Consider the following 22,164-nt stretch of genomic DNA (forward strand, 5'->3'; position numbering starts at 1 on the left):
CCTTATAAAGTATCTATTTCTCTTCTGTCCCCTACTTTCGAAAGCTTTCCATTTCTTTCTATCACTTCCTTCATGATATCTTCTAATGATATATTTTTTTCAGCTAATAAAACGAAGCAGTGATACAATACATCAACCATTTCTTTCACTAACTCTTCTTTGTCATTATTTTTAGATGCGATGATTACTTCAGAACATTCCTCACCAATTTTCTTTAAAATTTTATCTTCTCCTTTTGAAAACAAGTAATTTGTATATGATTCAGGAAGTGGATTTTCCTTTCGTTCTTCAATTGTTTCAAATAGTAATTTAAAGGCATTTCCCATATGTATCCCCCTATATAATTTTGTAGTGAAAACATGTTTTTTCTCCCGTATGACAAGCAGGTCCTACTTGCTTTACGACAACAACGATTGAATCTTGATCACAATCTAAATAAAGAGATTGCACATATTGGACATTTCCTGATGTTTCTCCTTTATTCCACAAAGATTCTCTCGAGCGGGAATAAAACCATGTTCTTTTCGTTTCTAGCGTCTTTTCATACGCTTCTTCATTCATATAAGCTAGCATTAAAACTTCTTTCGTATCCTCTTCGATGACAACTACCGGTATTAATCCTTTTGAAAAGTTAGGTTTCATAACCGCACCTCAACATTTGCATTTTTTAATTTTCTCTTTACGTCCTGCACTGTCGCCTCACTATAATGAAAGATCGATGCCGCTAGTGCTGCGTCGACTATTGTCTTTTGAAAGACTTCTATAATGTGATCAGCATGACCACATCCACCTGACGCGATGACTGGTACGGAAACGCTTTTTGAAATTTCTTCCGTTAAACGAAGGTCATATCCATTTTTCGTTCCATCTGCATCCATACTCGTTAATAGAATTTCACCTGCCCCGAGCATAACAACGCGCTTCGCCCATTCAATGGCATCCATTCCCGTATCAACTCTTCCGCCGTTCACATATACATTCCACTTATCTTCTGCTACTTTTCTAGCATCAATTGCTACGACAATACATTGTGAGCCAAAGTGTTCTGCCCCTTCTTCGATTAGCTTTGGATTTCGCACTGCCGCTGAGTTGATTGATACTTTATCTGCTCCAGCTCTTAGTAATTTGTACATATCTTTCACACTTGAAATCCCTCCTCCAACTGTAAGAGGAATAAATACTTTTGAAGCTGTTTTTTCTACAACGTCTTTAATCGTTTTTCGACCTTCATGCGTTGCCGTAATATCTAAAAATACAATTTCATCTGCTCCCGCATCATTATATAAGGCAGCTATTTCAACAGGATCACCGACGTCTTGTAATCCTATAAAATTTACACCCTTTACGACTCGCCCTTCTTTCACATCTAGACATGGAATAATGCGTTTCGCTAACATAACTTTGTTACCTGTAACACTTCTTCTAAATCAATCGTTTTCTCGTAAAGTGCCTTACCAATTATGACGCCGCATATATTCATATCATTTAATTTCTTCACATCTTGAATAGATGCCACTCCTCCAGAAGCAATGAGACGCAGACCTACGCTTTTTTGTAGTAACTCTAATTGCTCAAAATTCGGCCCTGCAAGTGTCCCGTCTTTCGAAATGTCCGTAAACACAATCGTTTGAACACCTACATTCTCCATTTGCTTCGCTAAATAAATATAAGAAATTTCAGACACATCGAGCCAGCCTCTCGTTGCTACGAAACCATTTTTCGCATCAATTCCAACAATGATTTTTTCTTTATATAGACGAACTGCTTCTTCTAAAAATGCCTTATCATAAAGAGCAGCTGTTCCTAAAATCACTTTATCTACACCTATTGACAATAACTTCTCTACTGCTACAAGTGATCGAATTCCTCCTCCAACTTGCACAGGAATACGTACCGCCTTGCAAATTTTTTCAATGATCGGCAAGTTTAACGACTCCCCAGCAATTGCACCATCTAAATCAACAATGTGTAATGTTTTCGCTCCAAATTTTTCAAATATAATCGCTTGTGCAACCGGATCTTCATTCATTACTGTTTCTTTACTAAACTCTCCTTGATAAAGTCTAACGCATCGTCCCTCTTTTAAATCGATAGCTGGGAAGATTTCCATGATTCTACCACTCCTTTGAAATTTTTTAACATTTGCATTCCAATGTCACCACTTTTTTCAGGATGAAACTGTGCGCCATATATATTTCCTTTTGCTACAAAACCAGGTACTTTCACTCCATAATCACTTATTCCATACACAATTTCATTTGGACAATCTGCGTAATAAGAGTGGACATAATATACGAAAGAACCGTTCTCTACTCCATTCCAAAGCGCTATTTCTCCCTCTTTCTTTAGCTCATTCCATCCCATATGTGGAATTTTATAAGGAACTTTTAATTTCCTAATGATACCTGGTAATAAATTCAATCCGTTACAGTCTTGTAGTTCCTCACTTTTTTCAAATAAAAGCTGCATTCCTAAGCAAATACCTAAAAGTGGTTTTCCTGAAATCCCAACTTCTTTTAACACATGCACTAAATCTTTTTCTTCCAATACATCCATCGCTTTTGGAAATGCACCTACTCCTGGTAAAATCACTCCATCACTTCTAAAAATCTCTTCTTTATCACTCGTTACGATGTACGCTGCTCCAATATATTTTAATGCTTGTTCTACACTACGAATATTTCCCATTCCATAATCTATAATGGCAATCAATTACAACATCCCTTTCGTTGAATTTACACCAGTAATGTTGGCATTTCTTTCGACCGCTTCTCTAAGCGCTCTACCAAATGCTTTAAATAACGCTTCAATTTTGTGATGTGTATTGCTTCCGTATAAAATGCGAGCATGTAATGTAATATTGGCAGCATGAGCGACTGCTCTAAAAAATTCTTCTGTTAGTTCTGTATCAAAATCCCCTAGTTTCGGATTCGTTAATTCTCCTTGAAATACAATATATGAGCGCCCGCTAATATCAATTGCGACAAAACCTAAAGATTCATCCATCGGTACATATGCTGAGCCGTACCTGTTAATCCCCTCTTTATTTTGCAACGCTTCTTTCAAACAATTTCCGAGTACAATCCCAACATCTTCAACTGTATGATGCGCATCAACGAATACATCGCCTTCCGCCTCCACTTGCAAACCAAATCTTCCATGCCTTGCAAATAAAGTTAGCATATGATCAAAAAATCCAACTCCGGTTTGTACAGAAACGTTCTTTCCTTCATCAAGCTGCAAACTTAATTTTATTCTTGTCTCTGTCGTCTCACGTATTTGACTGGACTCACGCATTATTCTTCCTCCTCAAATCTTATTTGAATTGCTCTCGCATGCGCATGTAACCCTTCTTTATTGGCAAGTTCTACAATATGATGTTGTACATCTCTTAACGCTTCCTCCGTATAAGATAGAAAGCTTGATTTTTTCAAGAAATCATCAACTGATAATGGTGAGAAAAACCTTGCCGTTCCACTTGTCGGTAATACGTGATTCGGTCCCGCTAAATAATCACCGAGTGGTTCCGGGGCATATGGTCCAAGAAAGATAGATCCTGCATGTTTCACATAGGCTAGAGCATTCATCGGTTCTTTTATATGTAACTCTAAATGTTCCGGGGCAATTTCATTCGATAACTTTAGTGCCTCATCTAAAGAAGGAACGATAAAAATAGCTCCATTTCTATTTATCGATTCACGGGCGATTTCACTTCTTGGCAATGTTTCTAACTGTCTTTCTATCTCTTTTTCTACTTCTTTTGCTAACTCTATATTCGTTGTAATACAAATTGCTGTTGCTCTCTCGTCATGTTCTGCTTGTGATAATAAATCAGCCGCAATATATTTTGCATTACCCGTTTCATCCGCAATAACTACAATTTCTGATGGTCCGGCAATCATATCGATATTTACTATTCCATATACTTCTCGTTTCGCCAGAGCGACGTACAAATTTCCCGGTCCAACTATTTTATCCACTTTCGGAATCGATTCCGTCCCGTATGCTAAAGCCGCAATTGCTTGCGCACCACCTATCATATAAATTTCATCTACTCCTGCAAGGCTTGCAGCAACTAAAACATGTGGATCAATTCCTCCATCTCTCGGCGGTGTTACCATTACAATCTTTTTCACACCAGCTAGTTTTGCTGGCAATACATTCATTAATACTGACGAAGGATACGAAGCAGTTCCGCCCGGCACATATACCCCTACATTTTCTAACGGCCGAATGATTTGTCCTCTAATGATACCTTTACTCGCGCAATCGAATATGGATTGCCTTTTTTGCTTTTCATGATATGAAATAATGTTTTTCTTCGCCTCTTGCAACGCTTCTAAAAATGAATTCTCTACAAACATACTCGCTTGTTTTATTTCTTCTTCACTTACACGAAACTCTTTAATCTTTACACCATCAAATTTTTTTGTATAAAAAGATAGGGCCTCATCCTTACTTCCCCTTACATTTTGAACGATTTCGCTTACACTTCTTTGAACAGTTTCTTCTATTATATTAGCGTTTTCTCGTAGCAATTTTATTTTCGATAACGCCTTTTGAAAATCTTCACAAACTATCTCCATTACAAGTCCCCCTGTTTTTCTGACAAAATTTCTCGCTCCATTACATTTATAATACTGAATATTTCGTCTTTTTTAGTTTTTAATGCTGCCTTATTTACAATCATTCGAGCAGATATAGAATACATTTCCTCAAATACAATGAGTCCATTTTCTTGTAATGTTTTTCCCGTTTCAACAATATCAACAATCGCATCTGCCAATCCAAGAATAGGAGCAATTTCTACAGAACCTTCTATTTTTATAATTTCTACATCCTCCCCTTTATCATGAAAATAGTTAGAAGTAATATGTGGATATTTCGTCGCAATACGTTTCTTCCGGTAGCTCTTTGGGTTATAAGTAGGAATAGAAGCAACACAAAACTTACACACGCCTACTCCTAAATCCAACATTTCATAAATATCTTTCTCGTTTTCCATTAAAATATCTTTTCCAACGACCCCAATATCAGCTACTCCATGTTCTACATAAGTAGCAACATCTACTGCTTTCACTAAAATAAATGAGATATCTGTATTTTTACTTTGAAAGACAAGCTTTCGTCCTTTATTTTTGAGCTCTGAACAATCAATTCCAATCTGCTCAAACAGTGGAATCACATGTTTTTCTAATCTTCCTTTCGTTAACGCAATTTGAATGTTACGCATGAAGTTTCTCCTTCTTTCTGGACTACCCATTTCTCTTTCCATACATATTCCACTAGTGATTCGTTTTTTGCCTCAACGACCGTTACTATTTGATTTTTTCTTGCAAATTGAAAGGTATCGTTTACATTAGAAAATAAAGATAGCTCTACTTTTTTCCCGTCCTTTTGAAGTAAAATTCGTAATCTTTCCGCTTCTGCTAATCTATTTAACTCATAATGAATAATAATATCTATTCTCTTTCTTTCATATGGTTTTTGCTGCTCTTGCAGCGCCTTTACAATTTGATTTACTTGCACCGCGAGTCCAACAGCCGGCTGCATTTCCCCAAAATTCCCAATTAACTCATCATATCTTCCGCCACTAACAATTTCTTCTCCAATTTCATATATATACCCTTTGAAAATAACACCTGTATAATAATCTAAATGTTGAATCATACCTAAATCGATTGATATGTAAGATCCATAGCCTAGTTTTTCAATTGCTTCATATATTTCTTTCACTCTTGCAATAGCCATTTTCATTTCATTACTTGAGGCGAGTTTTTCTGCTTCCTCAATCACTTCTAAATTCCCAAATAGCCTTGGTAATTTCTCAAGTAATCTTACGGTTTCATCACATCGATCTAATTTCTTTTCTCTAATAAAATTTGATAGAGCAGCATAATTTTTACTTTCTATATACGTTCTAAGTACTTTCTCTTCTTCTTCATGAATGGAGAGCTTTTTTACAATACATTTATATAACTGCACTTGCCCAATCTCTATGGTAAAAGATTTCACCTTCACCTTTTGAAGTGATTGAATGACGCTTATGACACATTCAATTTCAGCTCTTACATTATCAATCCCAATAATTTCAATACCACTTTGCACAATTTCATTATATTTTCCGGTAAGGGACTCATTCGCTCGAAATACATTCCCACTATACGTCAGTTTAAGCGGCGTATCCCACCTCTGCGTTCCCATCACTCTCGCTAAAGGAATTGTCATATCTGGACGCAAGACGATAATCCTTCCCTTTTCATCAAAAAATTTATACATCTTTTCTTCATCTATCGGCCTGCTTTGAAAGGCAAAAACATCATAAAATTCAATTGTAGGTGTCCTTATTTCCTCATAACCTCTCTCTAAAAAAGTACGTCTTAATTTTTGCTCCACTTCTTCAATTAACGTACATTCTTCGAATAAATAATCTCTCGTTCCATTTGGGTTTGCTCGTTTCCATTTTGTCATCTAAACTCTCACACCTTTCCCTTTCTAATGTATGCCTATTTCATTCACCTAAACCGAAAATAAAAAGAGCCTTGTAGACAAAATACCTACAAGGCTCTTTAGTAGAGTGTAGGTACAACGGGAATAACCCTTGTGCCTACACGTTTTCACGCGCTAGGTTCAAGGGCTTTATGTATGATGATGTAGTTGTGTAAGCATTTTAATAGGTTGCACGATATTCATAATACTTACTCCCTTTCTCCTCTAATTTTTACATAGTATATAATACTTAATTCTGAATGTAAATACATTTTGAACATTCCGTTATTTCTTAATATAAAGCTACTTTCCTCTCATACTCTACAATTCCCTGTTCATATTGCATTGTAATACTAATTTCATCTAAACCATTTAATAATTTCTCTTTCCACATTTTCTCGATTGTAAAATGGAACACGTGCGTACTCGTTGTAATTACTTCATTCTCTAAATCTACTTCGATTCGTTCTCTCGCATCCGTTTTGGCAAGTTTTTCTCGCATTTCTTTATCCATTACAATTGGCAACATACCATTTTTCATACAATTCATATAAAAAATATCCGCAAACCCTCCGGCGATAATAACGCGGAAACCATAATCAGCAAGCGCCCACGGAGCATGTTCTCTTGAAGAACCGCAACCAAAATTATCACCTGTAATTAATATACTTGCCCCTTTTCTATCTTGTGCATTAAGTGGAAAATTAGGGTTTTCATGGCGGTTATTATCATAACGCCATTCATCGAATAAATACTTTCCAAATCCTGTCCTTTCAATTCTCTTTAAGTATTGCTTCGGTATAATTTGATCAGTATCAATGTTATCATTCATCAGTACTGCGGCAGTACCTTTATGAATACGAAATGGCTCCATCATAACTCTCCTTTCTAGTATCAACAAAATGACCATATAATGCAGCTGCTGCCGCCATTGCTGGGCTAACTAAATGTGTTCGTGCTCCTTTTCCTTGTCTTCCTTCAAAATTACGATTTGAAGTTGAAGCACAATGTTCTCCTTCAGGTACTTGATCTGGATTCATTCCAAGACACATTGAACATCCAGGTTCTCTCCATTCAAATCCAGCTTCTTCAAATATGTGATGTAGTCCTTTTTGCATCGCAGCTTCTCTTACTCTTTTCGATCCAGGTACAACGAGTGCTCGCACACCTTCTTTTACCTTTCTCCCTTTCACAACAGATGCAGCGATTTCTAAATCAGAAAGCCTGGAATTTGTACAAGATCCAATGAAGACATGCTGAACTGGAATGTCATACGTACTTTGTCCAGGGCTTAATCCCATATAAGAAAATGCTCTTTCTTCATTTACATCATGCTTTTCTGGCAATTTCTCATCAATACGAACACCCATACTCGGATTTGTTCCCCATGTAACGTACGGTGCTAAATCCGTAACATCTATCGAAATATGTAAATCATAAATCGCATCTGAATCTGTATAAAGTTCAGACCATTTTCCCTCGAAAGTTTCATAGTCTCTCGGTGCATATTTACGTCCTTTTACATAAGCAAATGTTTTTTCATCTGGCGCGATAATACCCGCTTTTGCTCCTCCTTCAATTGCCATATTACAAAGTGTCATTCTCTCTTCCATCTCCATTGCTTGAATCGTCTCTCCGTAAAATTCCATTACGTATCCAGTTCCAACTGCTACACCGTACTTTGAAAGGAGATGTAAAATAATATCTTTTGCGTAAACGCCTTTCTGTAATTTTCCGTTTAACTCAATGCCCATCGCTTTCGGCTTTCGTTGCCACAGCGTTTGCGTTGCCAATACATGTTCCACTTCACTCGTACCAATGCCAAATGCTAGCGCGCCAAACGCACCGTGCGTTGCTGTATGACTATCACCACAAACAATTGTTTTTCCTGGCTGCGTGAGCCCTAGTTCTGGTCCGATAACATGAACGATCCCTTGCTCTTCATCTCCAATATCCGCTAATGGCACCTGAAATTGTTTACAATTCTCCCGAAGTGTATCTAGTTGCTGCTTCGCAATGCGATCGGTAATATTCCAAACATCTTTCGTTGGAATATTATGATCCATCGTTGCGAATGTTAGATCTGGTCTGCGGACCGTTCGATTTGTAAGCCGCAAGCCTTCAAAGGCTTGCGGTGACGTTACTTCATGAACAAGATGCAGATCGATATATAATAAATCTAATCCATTTTCATTTGTCGTAACTACGTGTCTTTCCCAAAGCTTATCTAGCAACCTTTTCCCCATTATCTTCCTCTCCCTACTAGCGCTTGCTCTTCCATTTCTTGCATAACTGCCTTCGTAAAAGAAGTTGTCGTTTCAGTCCCCCCGATATCTGCTGTACATTTTCCTAATTTAAGGACTGCTGAAATTGCCTCTTCAATTGCACACCCTTCTCTCGTTAATCCGAACGATTGCCCAAGCATCATTGCAACAGAGCGCATCATTGCAATTGGATTCGCCTTATTTTTCCCAGCAATATCCGGTGCTGATCCGTGAATAGGCTCGTATAGCGAAGGGCCCTTTTCCGCGTGACTAGCTGATGGCAGCATTCCTAATGATCCAGCTAATACTGAAGCCTCGTCACTCAAAATATCCCCAAATAAATTTTCCGTTACAATTACATCAAACCGTCCGGGATTCCGAATTAATTCCATAGCTGCGGCATCCACTAAAATATGTTCTAATTCAACACCTGGATATCGAAGTGCTACCTCTTCTGTTACAGTTCTCCATAGTTTACTAGACTCTAAAACATTAGCCTTATCAATAGATGTTACTTTTTTCTTCCGCTTACTCGCTAATTGAAAAGCATAAGAAACGATACGTTCAATTTCATGACGATGATACGTAAGTGTATCTGTTGCTACTTCGTCCGTTCGTTCTTTCGGATAAGAAAAATAAATCCCACCTGTTAATTCACGAACGACAACGAAATCAATTTCATCAGCCTTTTTTAATGGCGATAAATGTGCCGTTGCGCTTTCTACCGTGACAGGGCGAACATTTGCAAATACTCCAAGTCCTTTTCTTAAAGCTAATAATCCTTTCTCTGGCCTTTCTTTCACACCATCCCACCTTGGTCCACCAACTGCTCCTAGTAAAACCGCATCACTCGCTAAACAGGCGGCAAGTGTTCGTTGTGGTAATGGTTGCCCATTTAAATCAATAGCCACACCACCAAAGTACTCATCTTGCAAATGAAAATGATGCCCATATAGCCTCTCTACCATATGCAATACTTCCTTTGCACTCTCCATAATTTCCGGGCCGACACCATCACCAGCTAAACAAACGATACGTTTTTCCATTTTTAACACTCCTCTTAACAGAATTTTCAGAACTTTAATCTGATAGGTGAGGAAAGCTTCTCTCACCTATCAAACATTTATTTCACAAGCGCTATAAGAGATTTTAATTTCCCTGCTGCATGGACATATGCTCTTGCCGACGCTTCTAATACGTCTTGTGCAACACCAAAACCTGATACTTGATGCGTTCCTTCTTTTAATTCAACATGAACATGAGCAAGTGCATCTTGACCTTGTGTAATAGATTGTATGCGATAATCTGCCAATTCACATTCTAATCCTAAAATTCTTTGAATCGCATTGTATATCGCTTCAATACTACCAGAACCAGTGGCTGCATCTTCATATACATTTCCTTCCTCATCTTTTAGTACAACTGTCGCGCATTGTGTACTATTTGATACGAAATGTACTTGCAATTGCGTAATGTTATATTGTTGTGCTGCAAATGCTGCTTCACCAAGCATAAGCGCGCGTAGATCTTCTTCAGTAATTTCCTTTTTACGATCAGCCAATTTTTTAAATGCTTCAAATACCGCATCACGCTCTTCGTTCGTAAATTCATAGCCAAGCTCTTTCATTTTTTCCGTAAACGCGTGACGTCCAGAATGTTTCCCGAGTACAAATAGATTTTGAGATTCGCCTATTAGCGCTGGTTCAATAATTTCATATGTTGTCACTTCTTTTAAAACACCATCTTGATGAATGCCTGACTCGTGAGCAAATGCATTTGCTCCTACAATAGCTTTATTTTTCGGTACTATCATACCTGTTAAACGACTTACTAACGTACTTGTCGATTTAATCTCTTGTAGTGTCATAGAAGACTCCGCTTTATAGAAATCTCTTCGAATATGAAGTGCAACCGCAACCTCTTCTAACGCCGCATTCCCTGCCCTTTCTCCAATTCCATTAATTGTTCCTTCTACTTGCAGTGCTCCGCCTTCAACCGCAGCTAAGGAATTTGCTACTGCCATCCCAAGATCATCGTGACAATGACAAGAGAAAATCGCTTTTTCATATGAAGGAACGGATTCTTGTAAGTATTTAAATAAGGAATAGTATTCTTCTGGGTTCGTATAACCTACTGTGTCTGGAATATTGATTACATTCGCTCCTGCACGAATCGCAACTTCTACTGCTTCAGCTAAAAAATCTCTTGATGTTCTTGTCGCATCTTCTGCAGAAAATTGCACTGTCGGAAATAAAGATCTTCCAAGCGTAACCGAGCGATAAATACTATCTAACACATCTTCTTTTGACATACAAAGTTTATATTTCATATGAATATCACTCGTAGCTAAAAATACATGTAAACGAGGAGATACAGCACCTTTCACAGCTTCATATGCTCTTCGAATATCACTTTCCTTCGCTCTAGCTAAACTCATAACTGTAGCATTTTGAATGGTATTTGCGATGCGCTTTACCGATTGAAAATCCCCTTCGGAAGCTGCTGCAAAGCCAGCTTCCATGACATTAATCCCTAGTCTCTCTAATTGCCTTGCAATTTGCAATTTCTCTTGTTCATTTAAATTCACTCCTGGTGATTGTTCGCCATCACGTAGCGTCGTATCCATGAACAAAATCTGCTTCATATTATTTCATCCCTACCTTTACTCGCGGCTGTACGAAAGGCATCATTTCACGTAATTTACGCCCAACTACTTCAATTTCATGTTCATTTTCTTTCTCATTTGTCGCATGGAAATTTGGTCTTCCTGCTTTATGCTCCGCAATCCAGCCTCTTGCAAATGTACCATCTTGAATTTCTGCTAGCACTGCACCCATCGCTTTCTTCGTATCCTCAGTTACAACGCGTGGCCCTGATACGAAGTCGCCCCACTGCGCTGTATCTGAAACTGAATATCTCATATTTTCTAGTCCACCTTCATACATAAGGTCAACGATTAGTTTTAGTTCATGTAAACATTCAAAATATGCAAGTTCAGGTTGATAACCCGCATCGACTAACGTCTCAAAGCCAGCTTTTACTAACGCAGTTACTCCGCCGCAAAGCACTGCTTGCTCTCCAAATAAATCTGTTTCTGTTTCTTCTTTAAATGTCGTTTCCAGTACACCAGCTCTCGTTGCTCCAATTCCATCGGCATAAGAAAGTGCCTTTTCAGTCGCAACTCCTGTTGCATCTTGGTATACTGCAAATAATGCAGGAACAGCTCCACCTTCAGCAAATGTACGGCGCACAAGATGTCCTGGACCTTTTGGTGCTACTAGAAATACATCTACATTCGCTGGTGGTTTCACTTGATCAAAGTGAACATTAAATCCGTGTGCAAAAACGAGAGAATTTCCTGCCTTTAAATTTGGCGCAATTTCCGCTTCATATACTTCTGGTTGCAGTTCATCCGGTAGCAAAATCATTACTACATCAGCTTTTCCGGCTGCTTCCGCTACTGTATATACAGAAAATCCATCTTCTTTCGCTTTATCCCAAGACTTCCCTTTTCTTAAACCTACTACAACATCAAATCCATTATCACGTAAATTTTGTGCATGCGCATGACCTTGCGAGCCGTATCCGATGATTGCTACTTTCTTCTCTTTTAATACATTTACCGTTACATCTTTCTCATAATAAACTTTCGCCATTTTCATTTCCCCCTATATTTAAATGATTATTGAATTAACATAACTTGCTTATCTTGCTTTTTCATACTACGCGTAAAGGCCGTTACACCTGTTCTTGCAATTTCTTTCAAACCGTATGGACGAAGTAATTCAATTAACGCTTCTACTTTCTCCTGCGTACCTGTTACTTGCACCACTATGGAATCCTTCCCAACATCTATTACAGCGGCTCGAAACGGTTCAATTAAACTATATAATTCTGCTCTTGCTACTGAAGTTGCTACTTTAATAAGTGCAAGTTCTCTTGCGATCATCGCTTCTTCTGTAATATCTGATACTTTCAGAACATCAATTTGCTTATGAAGTTGTTTAATTAACTGCTCCACTTGCTGTTCATTTTCAACATGTACAACAATCGTCATCCGCGATATGTCCGATGATTCCGTATGACCTACTGAAATACTTTCAATATTAAAATGTCTTCGTGTCATAACACCTGTAATTCGGTTTAACACACCACTTTGATTTCGAACTGTTGCTGTAACAATTCTCTTCACCTTTTTTCCACTCCCTCCATTTGGTGAACACCTTTCCCTGGCGCAACCATCGGCATTACCTTTTCTGATTGAAGTACACGGCAATCAATTACGACTGGCTCTTGTAATTCAATCGCATGCTGTATTCGCTTCTTTGCAAGAAGTGGATCGTCTATGCGAATTCCTTTTATGCCATACGCATTCGCAAGAGCGACGAAATCTGGTTGGCACGGTAGTAAAGAATGCGAATACCTTTGATTATAAAATTCATCTTGCCACTGTCTTACCATTCCTAGCGCTTCATTATTTAAAATAAATACTTTAACGGGTAAAGAATGTTCTTTTAAGACACTTAATTCTTGCAGAGTCATTTGAAATCCGGCGTCACCGACAATTGCAATAACTAGTTCATCAGGCTTTGCAATTTGCGCACCAATTGCGGCTGGAAATCCGAATCCCATCGTTCCTAGTCCTCCTGAAGTTACCCATTTATCTGGAGTTTTGAGCGGATAATATTGTGCTGCCCACATTTGATGTTGCCCAACATCTGTTGTTACAATGGCTTCTCCTTTCGTAATTTCATATAACATGTCAATTGCGTATTGCGGCTTAATGCTCTCCGAAATTCGTTTATAAGATAGTGGATACTTTTCTTTTCTACTCTTTAATAAAGAGAGCCATTCATGATGATTTTCTTTCTTCCCTTCTGATTGAAGTAATACTTCCAATGCTCGCTTAGCACTTGCAACAATTGGGATTTCAGTTGACACATTTTTCCCAATTTCTGCCGGATCAATATCGATATGCGCAACAGTCGCCTCTTTAGCAAAATAAGCTAAATTTCCAGTAAGACGATCATCGAACCTCGCACCTATATTAATGAGTAAGTCGCATTCGTATAACGCCATATTAGCTGTGTAAGAACCATGCATTCCTCCCATCCCTAAAAAAAGTTCATCATCTGGCGGAAACCCACCAAGACCAAGTAATGTATGGACAACAGGGATGTCATATTTACGAGCAAAACTTGTTAATTCTTTCGATGCTTTCGCATGCAATACACCTGCTCCAGCTAAAATTAACGGCTTGTTTGCAGCCCTAATTGCTTGTAATAATTTGTTTATTTGGAGTAGATTCGGTTCATAATTAGGGTTGTATCCTGGTAAATCCATTTGTACATCACTACATCGTTCTCCTTGTTCCACTACCATATCTTTCGGAAGGTCAATAACGACTGGGCCTGGTCTTCCTGTTTTAGCAATATGAAATGCCTCTTTAATAATTCGAGGTAAATCCGAAGCCTTTCGCACTTGATAGTTATGTTTTGTCACCGGCATCGTAAGCCCCATAATATCCGCTTCTTGAAAAGCATCACTTCCAATTAATGTTGTTGCTACTTGCCCTGTAAATACTACAAGTGGTAATGAATCAATCATCGCATCTGCTAGACCTGTAATCACATTTGTAGCACCTGGTCCACTCGTTGCAATTACAACCCCTGGATTGCCAGTAATTCTGGCATACCCTTCAGCAGCGTGAATAGCACCTTGTTCATGCCTTGTTAAAATATGCGGAATTTCACAGTCATAGAGTGCATCATAAAGAGGTAAAACAGCACCACCAGGATAACCGAAAATCACTTCTACTCCTTCCTTTTCTAGCGCTTCTAACAATAGCTGTGCACCAGTTGCCAGTTTCTCTTCCGTTTTTGAAGACATTGTTCTTATAAGCCCCCTTTTTAAAACTTTTATCAATAAAAAAAATCCTACGTCCACACTCCAGCTATGTGCTGAAGGGACGAAAGATTTCGCGGTACCACCCTTCTTTGCAAGAATACTCTTGCCTCAGTGACCCATAAATGAGTCTAGCTAATAACGGAGCTACCGTCTAAGCCTAGACAAATGCTTTAGCTTAGCACTCAAGGGCGATGTTCGTCGACGTGAACCATCGGTTTTCAGCAACCACCGACTCTCTGTGAGGCTTCACAATCAACTACTCCTCCCTCTCAACGCTTTCTTATGTTATAAAAAGTTGTTATCCAACTTTATTTTCTTCGTAGATCTTCTCTCCATCTTCTATAACTAACTTTCGGAATTCTTCTAATAAACGATTCGTATGTGGACCTGTTTGCCCTAAACCAATCGTTCTACCATCTACTGTCGTAACAGCAATTACTTCCGCAGCCGTTCCTGTTAAAAATACTTCATCGGCTACATATACATCATGTCTTGTAAATAACTCTTCTCTAACGTCATATCCAAGTTTTTCACCGATTTCTAAAATAGCGTTTCGTGTAATACCTTCTAACGCTCCAGCAGAACTTGGTGGTGTAATTAATTTATTTCCTTTTACAATAAATACATTATCTCCTGAGCCTTCAGCTACGTATCCTTGATCATTTAACATAAGCGCTTCTTGTACTCCAGCCAATTTCGCTTCGATGCGAACTAAAATATTGTTTAAGTAATTTAAAGATTTTACTTGAGGCGACAATACATCTGGACGGTTTCGGCGTGTTGCAACTGTTACAACCGGAATCCCTTTTTCATAATATTCTTGCGGGAATAAAGATAGTTGCTCTGCAATTACTACTACATTCGGTTTCTTACAAGAATCAGGATCTAACCCAAGATTTCCTGCTCCTCTCGATACAACTAGGCGAATGTATCCATTAGATAATTTATTTTGTCGAATCGTCTCAACAACAATATTCGTTACTTCATCTAAAGAATATGGAATTTCTAACATGATGGATTTTGCTGATTCATATAACCGGACAAGATGCTCTCTCAAACGGAAAACATTACCGCTATAGACTCTAATTCCTTCAAATACTCCATCTCCATATAAATAACCATGATCATATACTGATACTTTTGCCTCGTCTTTTGGAACAAATTCTCCATTTAAGAAAATCCATTGCTCGTTCACTGGAAAGCGCCTCCTATGTTCTATGAATTTTTTATTGTTTCCTAGTTTACTCTCCTTTCTAAATAAATCAAGTGAATTTTTAGAAAATTTATAATTTTTATTCGTACGTACATCTTTAATTATATTGATTTAACAACATTGTTAACGTTTACAAAAAGTCAAAAATTTTTTTCTCCAATTTCCACTAAAAAAAATATTTGTTTAAAAGAAGGATTTTCTTCAATTGATACGAATCTATTGTATTCAATAAACGGACGTCCGTTTTTACAAATTCGGGAATATACAACGACTTTTGCTGAAAAAGGGGGAAAATAATAAAAATAACGCTGTCTAAAAATAACATTCATATTTTTCATTTCGGAATCATAATCCTATTTTTAAAAAACAATTTGTCAAAATGAAGGAGGAAATCAATATGGCGTGTGTACAAATTAAAGGAACTAGACAAGAGGTAGTAGAAATGCTTCAACTATTTGATCTAATGGATACGAAAGGTTTTTGTAAATTCGATAATTATGTAGAGGTAGAACCAAATAATAAAGAACATAACAATTTTATTGCTTCAATCGACATCCATTCAAATACTTCTTCCGCCCAAGATACTTTAAACGATCAATTCGTAAGCCAAATGCTTACTGGTGTATATAACGACTAAATAAAGTGATACTTTAATCAGACTACCCGTAAATAACAGATAAATATATGCTTCCTACTGTCTTTGCATAAATATATGCGATGTACTTGAGCATACTAGCAACTAGATGGTAGGAGGTGAGAATTATGGCTAGAATCGGCGTTGAAAACTCATTAACAGATGTTCAGCACGCTCTTAAGCAACAGGGACATGAAATTGTTACCCTTAATTCAGAACAGGATGCACAAGGGTGCGATTGTTGTGTTGTAACTGGACAAGATTCCAATATGATGGGAATCGCAGATGCATCAATTAAGGGATCGGTAATTACAGCTCACGGTTTAACAACGGATGAAATTTGTCAGCAAGTTGCGAGCCGCACTTAAATTTATTATAAAAATAGAAAGAGGACTCCTTTTAAAAAGGAGTCCTCTTTTTTATATTCACCTAACGGGAAAGTAACATATACTGGATGAAAGCCCTACCTCTCTCTCATCATTACGGTTCCACTGACCGCTCCTTGATTCACTAGTATACCTATAAAGCCTACAATTATAATTTATAGGGTTTGTTCACAAAAGTTGTTGGTAAGACTACCCGATCTTTCGCAAACTTTTCGTATTATATTCATAAGATTTATTTACTTTACACTAGCTGTAACCGAGACACGAATTAAAATTATAACACCAATATCATAACTCGTCAACATTTTTTACAAATTTAAAACAGACAGTAACGGTTTGTCTGTTTTAGAATGGAGCTTTTTCTTTTATTACATATACAACAAAGCCGCTTACTAACATACATAAGCCAACTACTAAGTTTTTGATATTAATCATAAATTCCTCTCCCTTATTCCACACATCATATATATTTACAGTTCAATTATTCCGATCATCATAAAGCACACTTTCTCCAATATATCATAATTCCTAAAAAATGCAAGTTCACTTTTGACGATTATTTACAAATTTATCTACAGTGCTTGGTACAGTATTTAAAGCCTTCTCAATTAAATGCGTACTACTATTGAGGTGCAATACTTGCACACCGTTAGAACCAACTACTAAAAAGGCAACTGGACTAATAGAAACCCCAGCCCCGCTTCCGCCTCCAAACGGATGAGCTTGCTTGTTCTCTTTATGCTGTCCTTGTCCGTTATTATGTTTTTCGGAAATAAAATCACCTTTAAAGTCACTTCCACCGGCACCAAAACCAAAAGCCACTTGAGATACTGTTAATACTACATTTCCATCAGCTGTTGAAACTGGACTTCCAACAATCGTATTTACATCTACCATCTCTTTTAAATTTGTCATTGCTGTTTTCATTAAATTTTCAATTGGATGTTCCATTATGTATTGCACCCTTTCCTCATTATTCCTTTTTATACTTTCCAAAATAGAGGAAGTCATACTAACTTTTCCTATTTCAAAAAAACAATTTCCTCCTACTAGATGGATATTACTCCCTGTACATACTCGGATAAAGTGAAACTTTAATCAGTGGGGGTTTTCTTCATCCCCACTGATTATTAGACCTCACCAATCGGACTTTTATGGGCAGTTGATCCCCCACCTAACTTCTTTGCTTTCGCTGAATTTTGAGGTGGGGGTCTTACTGCCCATTAAAGCGGGATAAAAAAGATAAAGAGATACATACTACTATTGAACCTTGTTATGAAAGGAGTCATGACTTTGACTGAGAAATTTGATGAGTATAAAAAAAGAGATAGAATAGATAGTGACTATAAAGAAGAATATGCAGCTGAGGTTGCACCACAGCGCATTGATTATGATTACGATGAAAAAGATAATAAAGATGATGTAAGATCGTCTGCCGCTGGATCAACTGCTGGCTTTATCGCTCTTGCCTTATCTATCTTATCACTATTTACCTTCCCAACATTATTTGGTCTTGTTTCTGTATTACTAGGGATTTACGCTTATAATCGCGGAGCTACTGTAACTGGTGGTATCGCTGCGATTGTCGGCGGAATTGCAGCACTCATTGCAATTTTATTCCGAGTAGCGCTTATCGGTTTATTGTTCTCCCTTTTTTAAAAAGAAAAAGGTATCTCGCTTATGCGGGATACCTTATCCTGTAAATACATCTTCTGATGGATATTTTATTTTTTGTTTTGCTGGTCGTGCTAAAGAAAAGACAAGTGTTAACGGTCCGATTAATCCACAAAACATAACAAACATAATAATACATTTTCCAAACGCTGATAACTTGGCAGTAATCCCCATCGTTAAACCTACTGTACCAAACGCTGAGATTGTTTCAAATAGTAACTGAATAAAACTGAAGTTTTCTGTAAGCATTAATACAAATACTGCTGCAAAAATGAGGATTTGACTGGCAACAGCAATTGCTAAAGCTCTCGTTACTGTCGATATTTTAATTGTGCGCTGAAATAAAACGATTTCCTCTTTCTTTCTAAAGAAAGAAAGGACAGATGTAACTAAAATAACAAACGTTGTTAATTTAATCCCTCCACCCGTTGATACACTTCCTGCACCAATAAACATTAAAACCATTGTAAATAATATAGATGACTCTTCCATACCCCCGTAGTCAACTGTATTAAATCCAGCAGTACGAGGAGTAATACCTTGGAAGAAAGAAGCCCATAATTTTTCATTTAAAGATAAATTCCCTAACGTTTTCACATTATTATATTCCAATACAAAAATCACAATCATCGCTATAACATTTAGTGCTACCGTTCCAACAATCATTATTTTTGAATGAAGTGATAGTTTTCGAAAACTACGGCTATACCATATATCAATTAATACAGTGAAACCGAGACCACCTATTACGATTAAAGAGCAAATCCCAATATTAATAATAGGATCTCCTACATACCTTGTTAAATTATCTGGCCATAAAGCAAATCCAGCATTATTATAAGATGCAATAACGTGAAAAATACTATAGTATACACCTTTTCCAAAACCAAACTCTGGAATAAAGCGAAACGATAAAAAGATAACTCCAATAAACTCAATACAAATTGAAAATATAAAGACACGTTTTACTAATTTTACGAGACCACCTATATTTGTCTGATTAAATGCCTCTCCAATTAATAAGCGATGGCGTAAACCAATTTTTTTACCTAATACCCAAACAATTAAAATGGCAATCGTCATAAGACCTAGACCACCTGTTTGAATTAAAAACATAATAACAATTTCGCCAAACATCGTAAACGTACTGGCAGTATCTACTACTCCCAAACCCGTTACAGTTGCTGCTGACGTTGCCGTAAAGAAAGCATCTACCCAACTAATATGTACTTTCGTTGCGAATGGTAACTTTAATAACAAACCGCCAACCACAATTAAGCAGAAAAAGCCTAATGCTAATATTTGTGGTGGATTTAATCGTATAAAACGATTATACAGCCCTTGTCTTTTTGTTACTTCCATATTCACTAACTCCCTTAATAAAGTGCAGCTTTCCCTTCATAAATAAAGGCTTTTAAGAGCCTTTAAATAGTCGGATAAACCTCATATTCTTACAATATAGTTGAGCATAATCCTTTTTTTCATAGATTACAACTTTTATTTATATGCGAACTTCACTTCATTTTATGACGGAAAACTATATATCCTAACTCTACAACTCTTGCAACAATAGTTTCATAAGTACTATTTTTCAAATACCCATATCTTTCACTCTATGTTCACATCAGGGTCACATCTACCTTTTATAGTATACGTATCGAAGTTGTTCCTCCCTAATTTATAAGACATTCCCCAGTGTCTTGAACAACTTCCATCCCTAATTAAATTGACATAAATTGTCCCCTTCCTTAGGCCATCATATGTGATGGTCTTATTTTTTGTCTACTCTACTACCTTCTATTTAAAACTTCCTCTCTCTTTCACTCTATGTTCACACTACGGTCACACTTACCTTTTATAGTATATGTATCGAAGCTATTCCTCCCTAATTTACAAGACATTCCCCAGTGTCTTTGAGTAGCTTCCATCCCTAATTAAATTGACATAAATTGTCCCCTTCCTTAGGCCATCATATGTGATGGTCTTATTTTTTTGTTTACTCTATCTTTTATTTAAAACTCCCTCTCTCTTTCACTCTATGTTCACACCACGGTCACATCCATCTTTTATAGTGTATGTATCGAAGTTGTTCCTCCCTAATTTATAAGACATTCCCCAGTGTCTTGAACAACTTCCATCCTAATTAAATTGACATAAATTGTCCCCTTCCCTAGGCCATCCAATGTGATGGCCTATTTTGTTTTTCAAATACAAAATTTAACTCCTTCTACATTGAAATAGATATTTTTATACAAAATATTCAGAAAATATTGTCAAAATAGGTGTTTTTTCGGTACAATTAATGTAGAAAGCTATTTTACAAAAAATAAGGGGGATAAGGGGGGATTTTATTGAAACAAACAAAAGCAATCTTAATTGCATTATTTCTCGGTCTAGTTGTCGGACTCACTCTAAATTTAGCTGCTCCATCCATTTTTGATCCATTAAATCAATATGTGTTCAATCCACTTGGTCAATTGTTTATTCGACTCATTAAAATGCTAGTTGTTCCTGTTGTATTTATTTCTATCGTACTGGGAGCTGCTGGTCTTGGAGATCCGAAGCAACTCGGAAGAATTGGTTTAAAATCAATTTCATTCTTCCTCGTAACAACAGCAGTTGCCATCTCTATCGCGGTTACATTTGCACTTATTATAAAGCCGGGAGCTGGCGGTAATTTTAAAACAGAAGGGCTTATGTATGAAGGTGCAAAAACCGAAACATCTTTCGTCGATACATTGCTGAATATCGTACCAGATAATCCAGCAAAAGCAATGGCTGATGGAAACATGTTACAAATTATTGCCTTTGCTGTATTGATTGGACTCGGTATAGCTATTTTAGGAAAACGAGTTCAAGGTATCCATTCATTACTTGAACAGGGCAACGAATTAATGATGTATCTCGTTAATCTCGTTATGAAATTAGCTCCAATCGGAACATTTGGCTTGCTCGCTTCTTCCGTTGGTAAAATGGGTCTTGCAGGCGTCGCTGCGATGTTCAAGTATATGATTGTCGTTATGTTAGTACTCATTATTCACGGGGTCTTTGTATATGGCGGCTTATTAAAGGTATTAGCAAAAGAAAGTATTGTCCGGTTCTTTAAACATTTCGGACCAGTAATGGCAATTGGATTTAGTACATCTAGTTCTAACGCGTCCCTTCCGTTTGCAATGAAAACAGCACAAGAGAAGCTTGGAGTTCCAAAAGCGATCAGCTCTTTTGTCCAACCACTCGGTGCAACGATTAATATGGATGGTACAGCTATTATGCAAGGTGTAGCAACTGTATTTATTGCTCAAGTATATGGCGTTGAACTTACATTACCACAATTAGCTATGGTCGTATTAACTGCTGTACTAGCTAGTATCGGTACTGCTGGTGTACCAGGTGTTGGACTTGTAATGCTGACGATGGTTTTAAATCAAGTAAATCTACCAGTAGAAGGTATTGCCCTAATTATCGGTATTGACCGCATTCTAGATATGTCAAGAACAGCTGTAAATATTTCTGGTGATGCAATTTGCGCAATGATTGTCGCAAAATCAGAAGAAAAATATAATACTGATCAATCTGCAGCATCTTAAATCAAAAAAG

The 22,164-nt window shown here is 37.3% G+C and carries 25 protein-coding genes and 1 other annotated feature; of the genes, 4 read left to right on the forward strand and 21 right to left on the reverse strand.

Annotation, left to right across the window (positions count from 1 at the left end):
- Nucleotides 1-2 precede the first annotated feature (2 nt).
- The 18 genes from hisE to V7S50_RS05075 all read right to left on the reverse strand — a co-directional run bounded on the left by hisE (nucleotide 3) and on the right by V7S50_RS05075 (nucleotide 16,211).
- On the reverse strand, nucleotides 3-326 hold the full coding sequence (hisE, locus tag V7S50_RS04990; protein ID WP_242251127.1) for a phosphoribosyl-ATP diphosphatase: 324 nt from the start codon (nucleotides 324-326) through the stop codon (nucleotides 3-5).
- Between the two features lie 10 nt (nucleotides 327-336).
- Nucleotides 337-642 carry a phosphoribosyl-AMP cyclohydrolase gene (hisI, locus tag V7S50_RS04995; protein ID WP_242251125.1) on the reverse strand — a complete coding sequence of 102 codons (306 nt, stop codon included), beginning with the start codon at nucleotides 640-642 and terminating at the stop codon, nucleotides 337-339.
- Nucleotides 639-1,397: an imidazoleglycerol phosphate synthase cyclase subunit gene (gene hisF / locus V7S50_RS05000; RefSeq protein WP_242251123.1), complete on the reverse strand. Its 759-nt coding sequence runs from the start codon at nucleotides 1,395-1,397 to the stop codon at nucleotides 639-641. The genes hisI and hisF overlap by 4 nt, the downstream gene beginning before the upstream one ends.
- Complete coding sequence (hisA, locus tag V7S50_RS05005; protein ID WP_242251121.1) at nucleotides 1,391-2,110, reverse strand: 1-(5-phosphoribosyl)-5-[(5-phosphoribosylamino)methylideneamino]imidazole-4-carboxamide isomerase; 720 nt, start codon at nucleotides 2,108-2,110, stop codon at nucleotides 1,391-1,393. The genes hisF and hisA overlap by 7 nt, the downstream gene beginning before the upstream one ends.
- Nucleotides 2,083-2,712, reverse strand: a complete 630-nt coding sequence (gene hisH / locus V7S50_RS05010; protein ID WP_242251118.1) for an imidazole glycerol phosphate synthase subunit HisH — start codon at nucleotides 2,710-2,712, stop codon at nucleotides 2,083-2,085. Before hisH ends, hisA begins: the two co-directional genes overlap by 28 nt.
- On the reverse strand, nucleotides 2,713-3,297 hold the full coding sequence (gene hisB / locus V7S50_RS05015) for an imidazoleglycerol-phosphate dehydratase HisB (RefSeq protein WP_242251116.1): 585 nt from the start codon (nucleotides 3,295-3,297) through the stop codon (nucleotides 2,713-2,715). It abuts the gene before it with no gap.
- Nucleotides 3,297-4,586 (reverse strand): histidinol dehydrogenase, encoded by a 1,290-nt coding sequence (gene hisD, locus V7S50_RS05020; RefSeq protein ID WP_242251115.1) that lies wholly within the window; start codon nucleotides 4,584-4,586, stop codon nucleotides 3,297-3,299. The genes hisB and hisD overlap by 1 nt, the downstream gene beginning before the upstream one ends.
- Nucleotides 4,586-5,233: an ATP phosphoribosyltransferase gene (hisG, locus tag V7S50_RS05025; protein ID WP_242251114.1), complete on the reverse strand. Its 648-nt coding sequence runs from the start codon at nucleotides 5,231-5,233 to the stop codon at nucleotides 4,586-4,588. Before hisG ends, hisD begins: the two co-directional genes overlap by 1 nt.
- Nucleotides 5,209-6,471, reverse strand: coding sequence for an ATP phosphoribosyltransferase regulatory subunit (gene hisZ, locus V7S50_RS05030; protein ID WP_063224461.1), 1,263 nt, complete (start codon nucleotides 6,469-6,471; stop codon nucleotides 5,209-5,211). Before hisZ ends, hisG begins: the two co-directional genes overlap by 25 nt.
- A 310-nt stretch (nucleotides 6,472-6,781) precedes the next feature.
- Nucleotides 6,782-7,363 carry a 3-isopropylmalate dehydratase small subunit gene (leuD, locus tag V7S50_RS05035; RefSeq protein WP_063224462.1) on the reverse strand — a complete coding sequence of 194 codons (582 nt, stop codon included), beginning with the start codon at nucleotides 7,361-7,363 and terminating at the stop codon, nucleotides 6,782-6,784.
- Complete coding sequence (gene leuC, locus V7S50_RS05040) at nucleotides 7,341-8,735, reverse strand: 3-isopropylmalate dehydratase large subunit (protein ID WP_098555511.1); 1,395 nt, start codon at nucleotides 8,733-8,735, stop codon at nucleotides 7,341-7,343. Before leuC ends, leuD begins: the two co-directional genes overlap by 23 nt.
- Nucleotides 8,735-9,799: a 3-isopropylmalate dehydrogenase gene (gene leuB / locus V7S50_RS05045; protein WP_242251113.1), complete on the reverse strand. Its 1,065-nt coding sequence runs from the start codon at nucleotides 9,797-9,799 to the stop codon at nucleotides 8,735-8,737. The genes leuC and leuB overlap by 1 nt, the downstream gene beginning before the upstream one ends.
- A 77-nt stretch (nucleotides 9,800-9,876) precedes the next feature.
- Entirely contained in the window at nucleotides 9,877-11,397 is a 1,521-nt protein-coding gene (gene leuA / locus V7S50_RS05050; RefSeq protein WP_063224465.1) for a 2-isopropylmalate synthase, read from the reverse strand.
- Nucleotide 11,398: 1 nt separating this feature from the next.
- Nucleotides 11,399-12,409: a ketol-acid reductoisomerase gene (gene ilvC, locus V7S50_RS05055; protein WP_063224466.1), complete on the reverse strand. Its 1,011-nt coding sequence runs from the start codon at nucleotides 12,407-12,409 to the stop codon at nucleotides 11,399-11,401.
- A gap of 26 nt (nucleotides 12,410-12,435) precedes the next feature.
- Nucleotides 12,436-12,945 (reverse strand): acetolactate synthase small subunit, encoded by a 510-nt coding sequence (gene ilvN, locus V7S50_RS05060; protein WP_000822948.1) that lies wholly within the window; start codon nucleotides 12,943-12,945, stop codon nucleotides 12,436-12,438.
- Complete coding sequence (gene ilvB, locus V7S50_RS05065) at nucleotides 12,942-14,642, reverse strand: acetolactate synthase large subunit (protein ID WP_242251112.1); 1,701 nt, start codon at nucleotides 14,640-14,642, stop codon at nucleotides 12,942-12,944. Before ilvB ends, ilvN begins: the two co-directional genes overlap by 4 nt.
- A 72-nt stretch (nucleotides 14,643-14,714) precedes the next feature.
- Nucleotides 14,715-14,942, reverse strand: a binding site (T-box leader).
- A 16-nt stretch (nucleotides 14,943-14,958) separates the two neighbouring features.
- Nucleotides 14,959-15,855: a branched-chain-amino-acid transaminase gene (ilvE, locus tag V7S50_RS05070; protein ID WP_001005497.1), complete on the reverse strand. Its 897-nt coding sequence runs from the start codon at nucleotides 15,853-15,855 to the stop codon at nucleotides 14,959-14,961.
- Between the two features lie 158 nt (nucleotides 15,856-16,013).
- Complete coding sequence (locus V7S50_RS05075) at nucleotides 16,014-16,211, reverse strand: hypothetical protein (RefSeq protein WP_309259883.1); 198 nt, start codon at nucleotides 16,209-16,211, stop codon at nucleotides 16,014-16,016.
- A gap of 59 nt (nucleotides 16,212-16,270) precedes the next feature.
- Here V7S50_RS05075 and V7S50_RS05080 point away from each other — a divergent pair, with 59 nt between their 5' ends.
- Nucleotides 16,271-16,510 carry a DUF3911 family protein gene (locus V7S50_RS05080; RefSeq protein ID WP_000752504.1) on the forward strand — a complete coding sequence of 80 codons (240 nt, stop codon included), beginning with the start codon at nucleotides 16,271-16,273 and terminating at the stop codon, nucleotides 16,508-16,510.
- A gap of 125 nt (nucleotides 16,511-16,635) precedes the next feature.
- Nucleotides 16,636-16,875, forward strand: coding sequence for a YkuS family protein (locus V7S50_RS05085; RefSeq protein ID WP_063224468.1), 240 nt, complete (start codon nucleotides 16,636-16,638; stop codon nucleotides 16,873-16,875).
- Between the two features lie 363 nt (nucleotides 16,876-17,238).
- On the opposite strand, the gene V7S50_RS05090 is transcribed toward V7S50_RS05085, so the two are convergent.
- Nucleotides 17,239-17,328: a hypothetical protein gene (locus V7S50_RS05090; RefSeq protein WP_000608225.1), complete on the reverse strand. Its 90-nt coding sequence runs from the start codon at nucleotides 17,326-17,328 to the stop codon at nucleotides 17,239-17,241.
- Nucleotides 17,329-17,436: 108 nt separating this feature from the next.
- Complete coding sequence (ytfJ, locus tag V7S50_RS05095) at nucleotides 17,437-17,904, reverse strand: GerW family sporulation protein (protein WP_147808844.1); 468 nt, start codon at nucleotides 17,902-17,904, stop codon at nucleotides 17,437-17,439.
- Nucleotides 17,905-18,168: 264 nt separating this feature from the next.
- Here ytfJ and V7S50_RS05100 point away from each other — a divergent pair, with 264 nt between their 5' ends.
- Nucleotides 18,169-18,552 carry an imidazole glycerol phosphate synthase gene (locus V7S50_RS05100; protein WP_142332721.1) on the forward strand — a complete coding sequence of 128 codons (384 nt, stop codon included), beginning with the start codon at nucleotides 18,169-18,171 and terminating at the stop codon, nucleotides 18,550-18,552.
- A gap of 33 nt (nucleotides 18,553-18,585) precedes the next feature.
- Here the strand turns inward: V7S50_RS05100 and V7S50_RS05105 are convergent, their stop codons facing one another.
- The gene (locus tag V7S50_RS05105; RefSeq protein WP_242251111.1) at nucleotides 18,586-19,929 is read right to left on the reverse strand and encodes a TrkH family potassium uptake protein; all 1,344 of its coding nucleotides are present in this window, start codon (nucleotides 19,927-19,929) and stop codon (nucleotides 18,586-18,588) included.
- A gap of 989 nt (nucleotides 19,930-20,918) precedes the next feature.
- Between V7S50_RS05105 and V7S50_RS05110 the strand changes: the two genes are divergently transcribed.
- A complete protein-coding gene (locus V7S50_RS05110; RefSeq protein ID WP_242251110.1) occupies nucleotides 20,919-22,154 on the forward strand; it encodes a dicarboxylate/amino acid:cation symporter in 1,236 nt (411 codons plus the stop codon).
- Nucleotides 22,155-22,164: the final 10 nt, after the last annotated feature.

The sequence above is a fragment of the Bacillus sp. CCNWLW194 genome (genome assembly GCF_037120585.1).
In the GTDB taxonomy this organism is placed as follows: Bacteria; Bacillota; Bacilli; order Bacillales; family Bacillaceae_G; genus Bacillus_A; species Bacillus_A basilensis.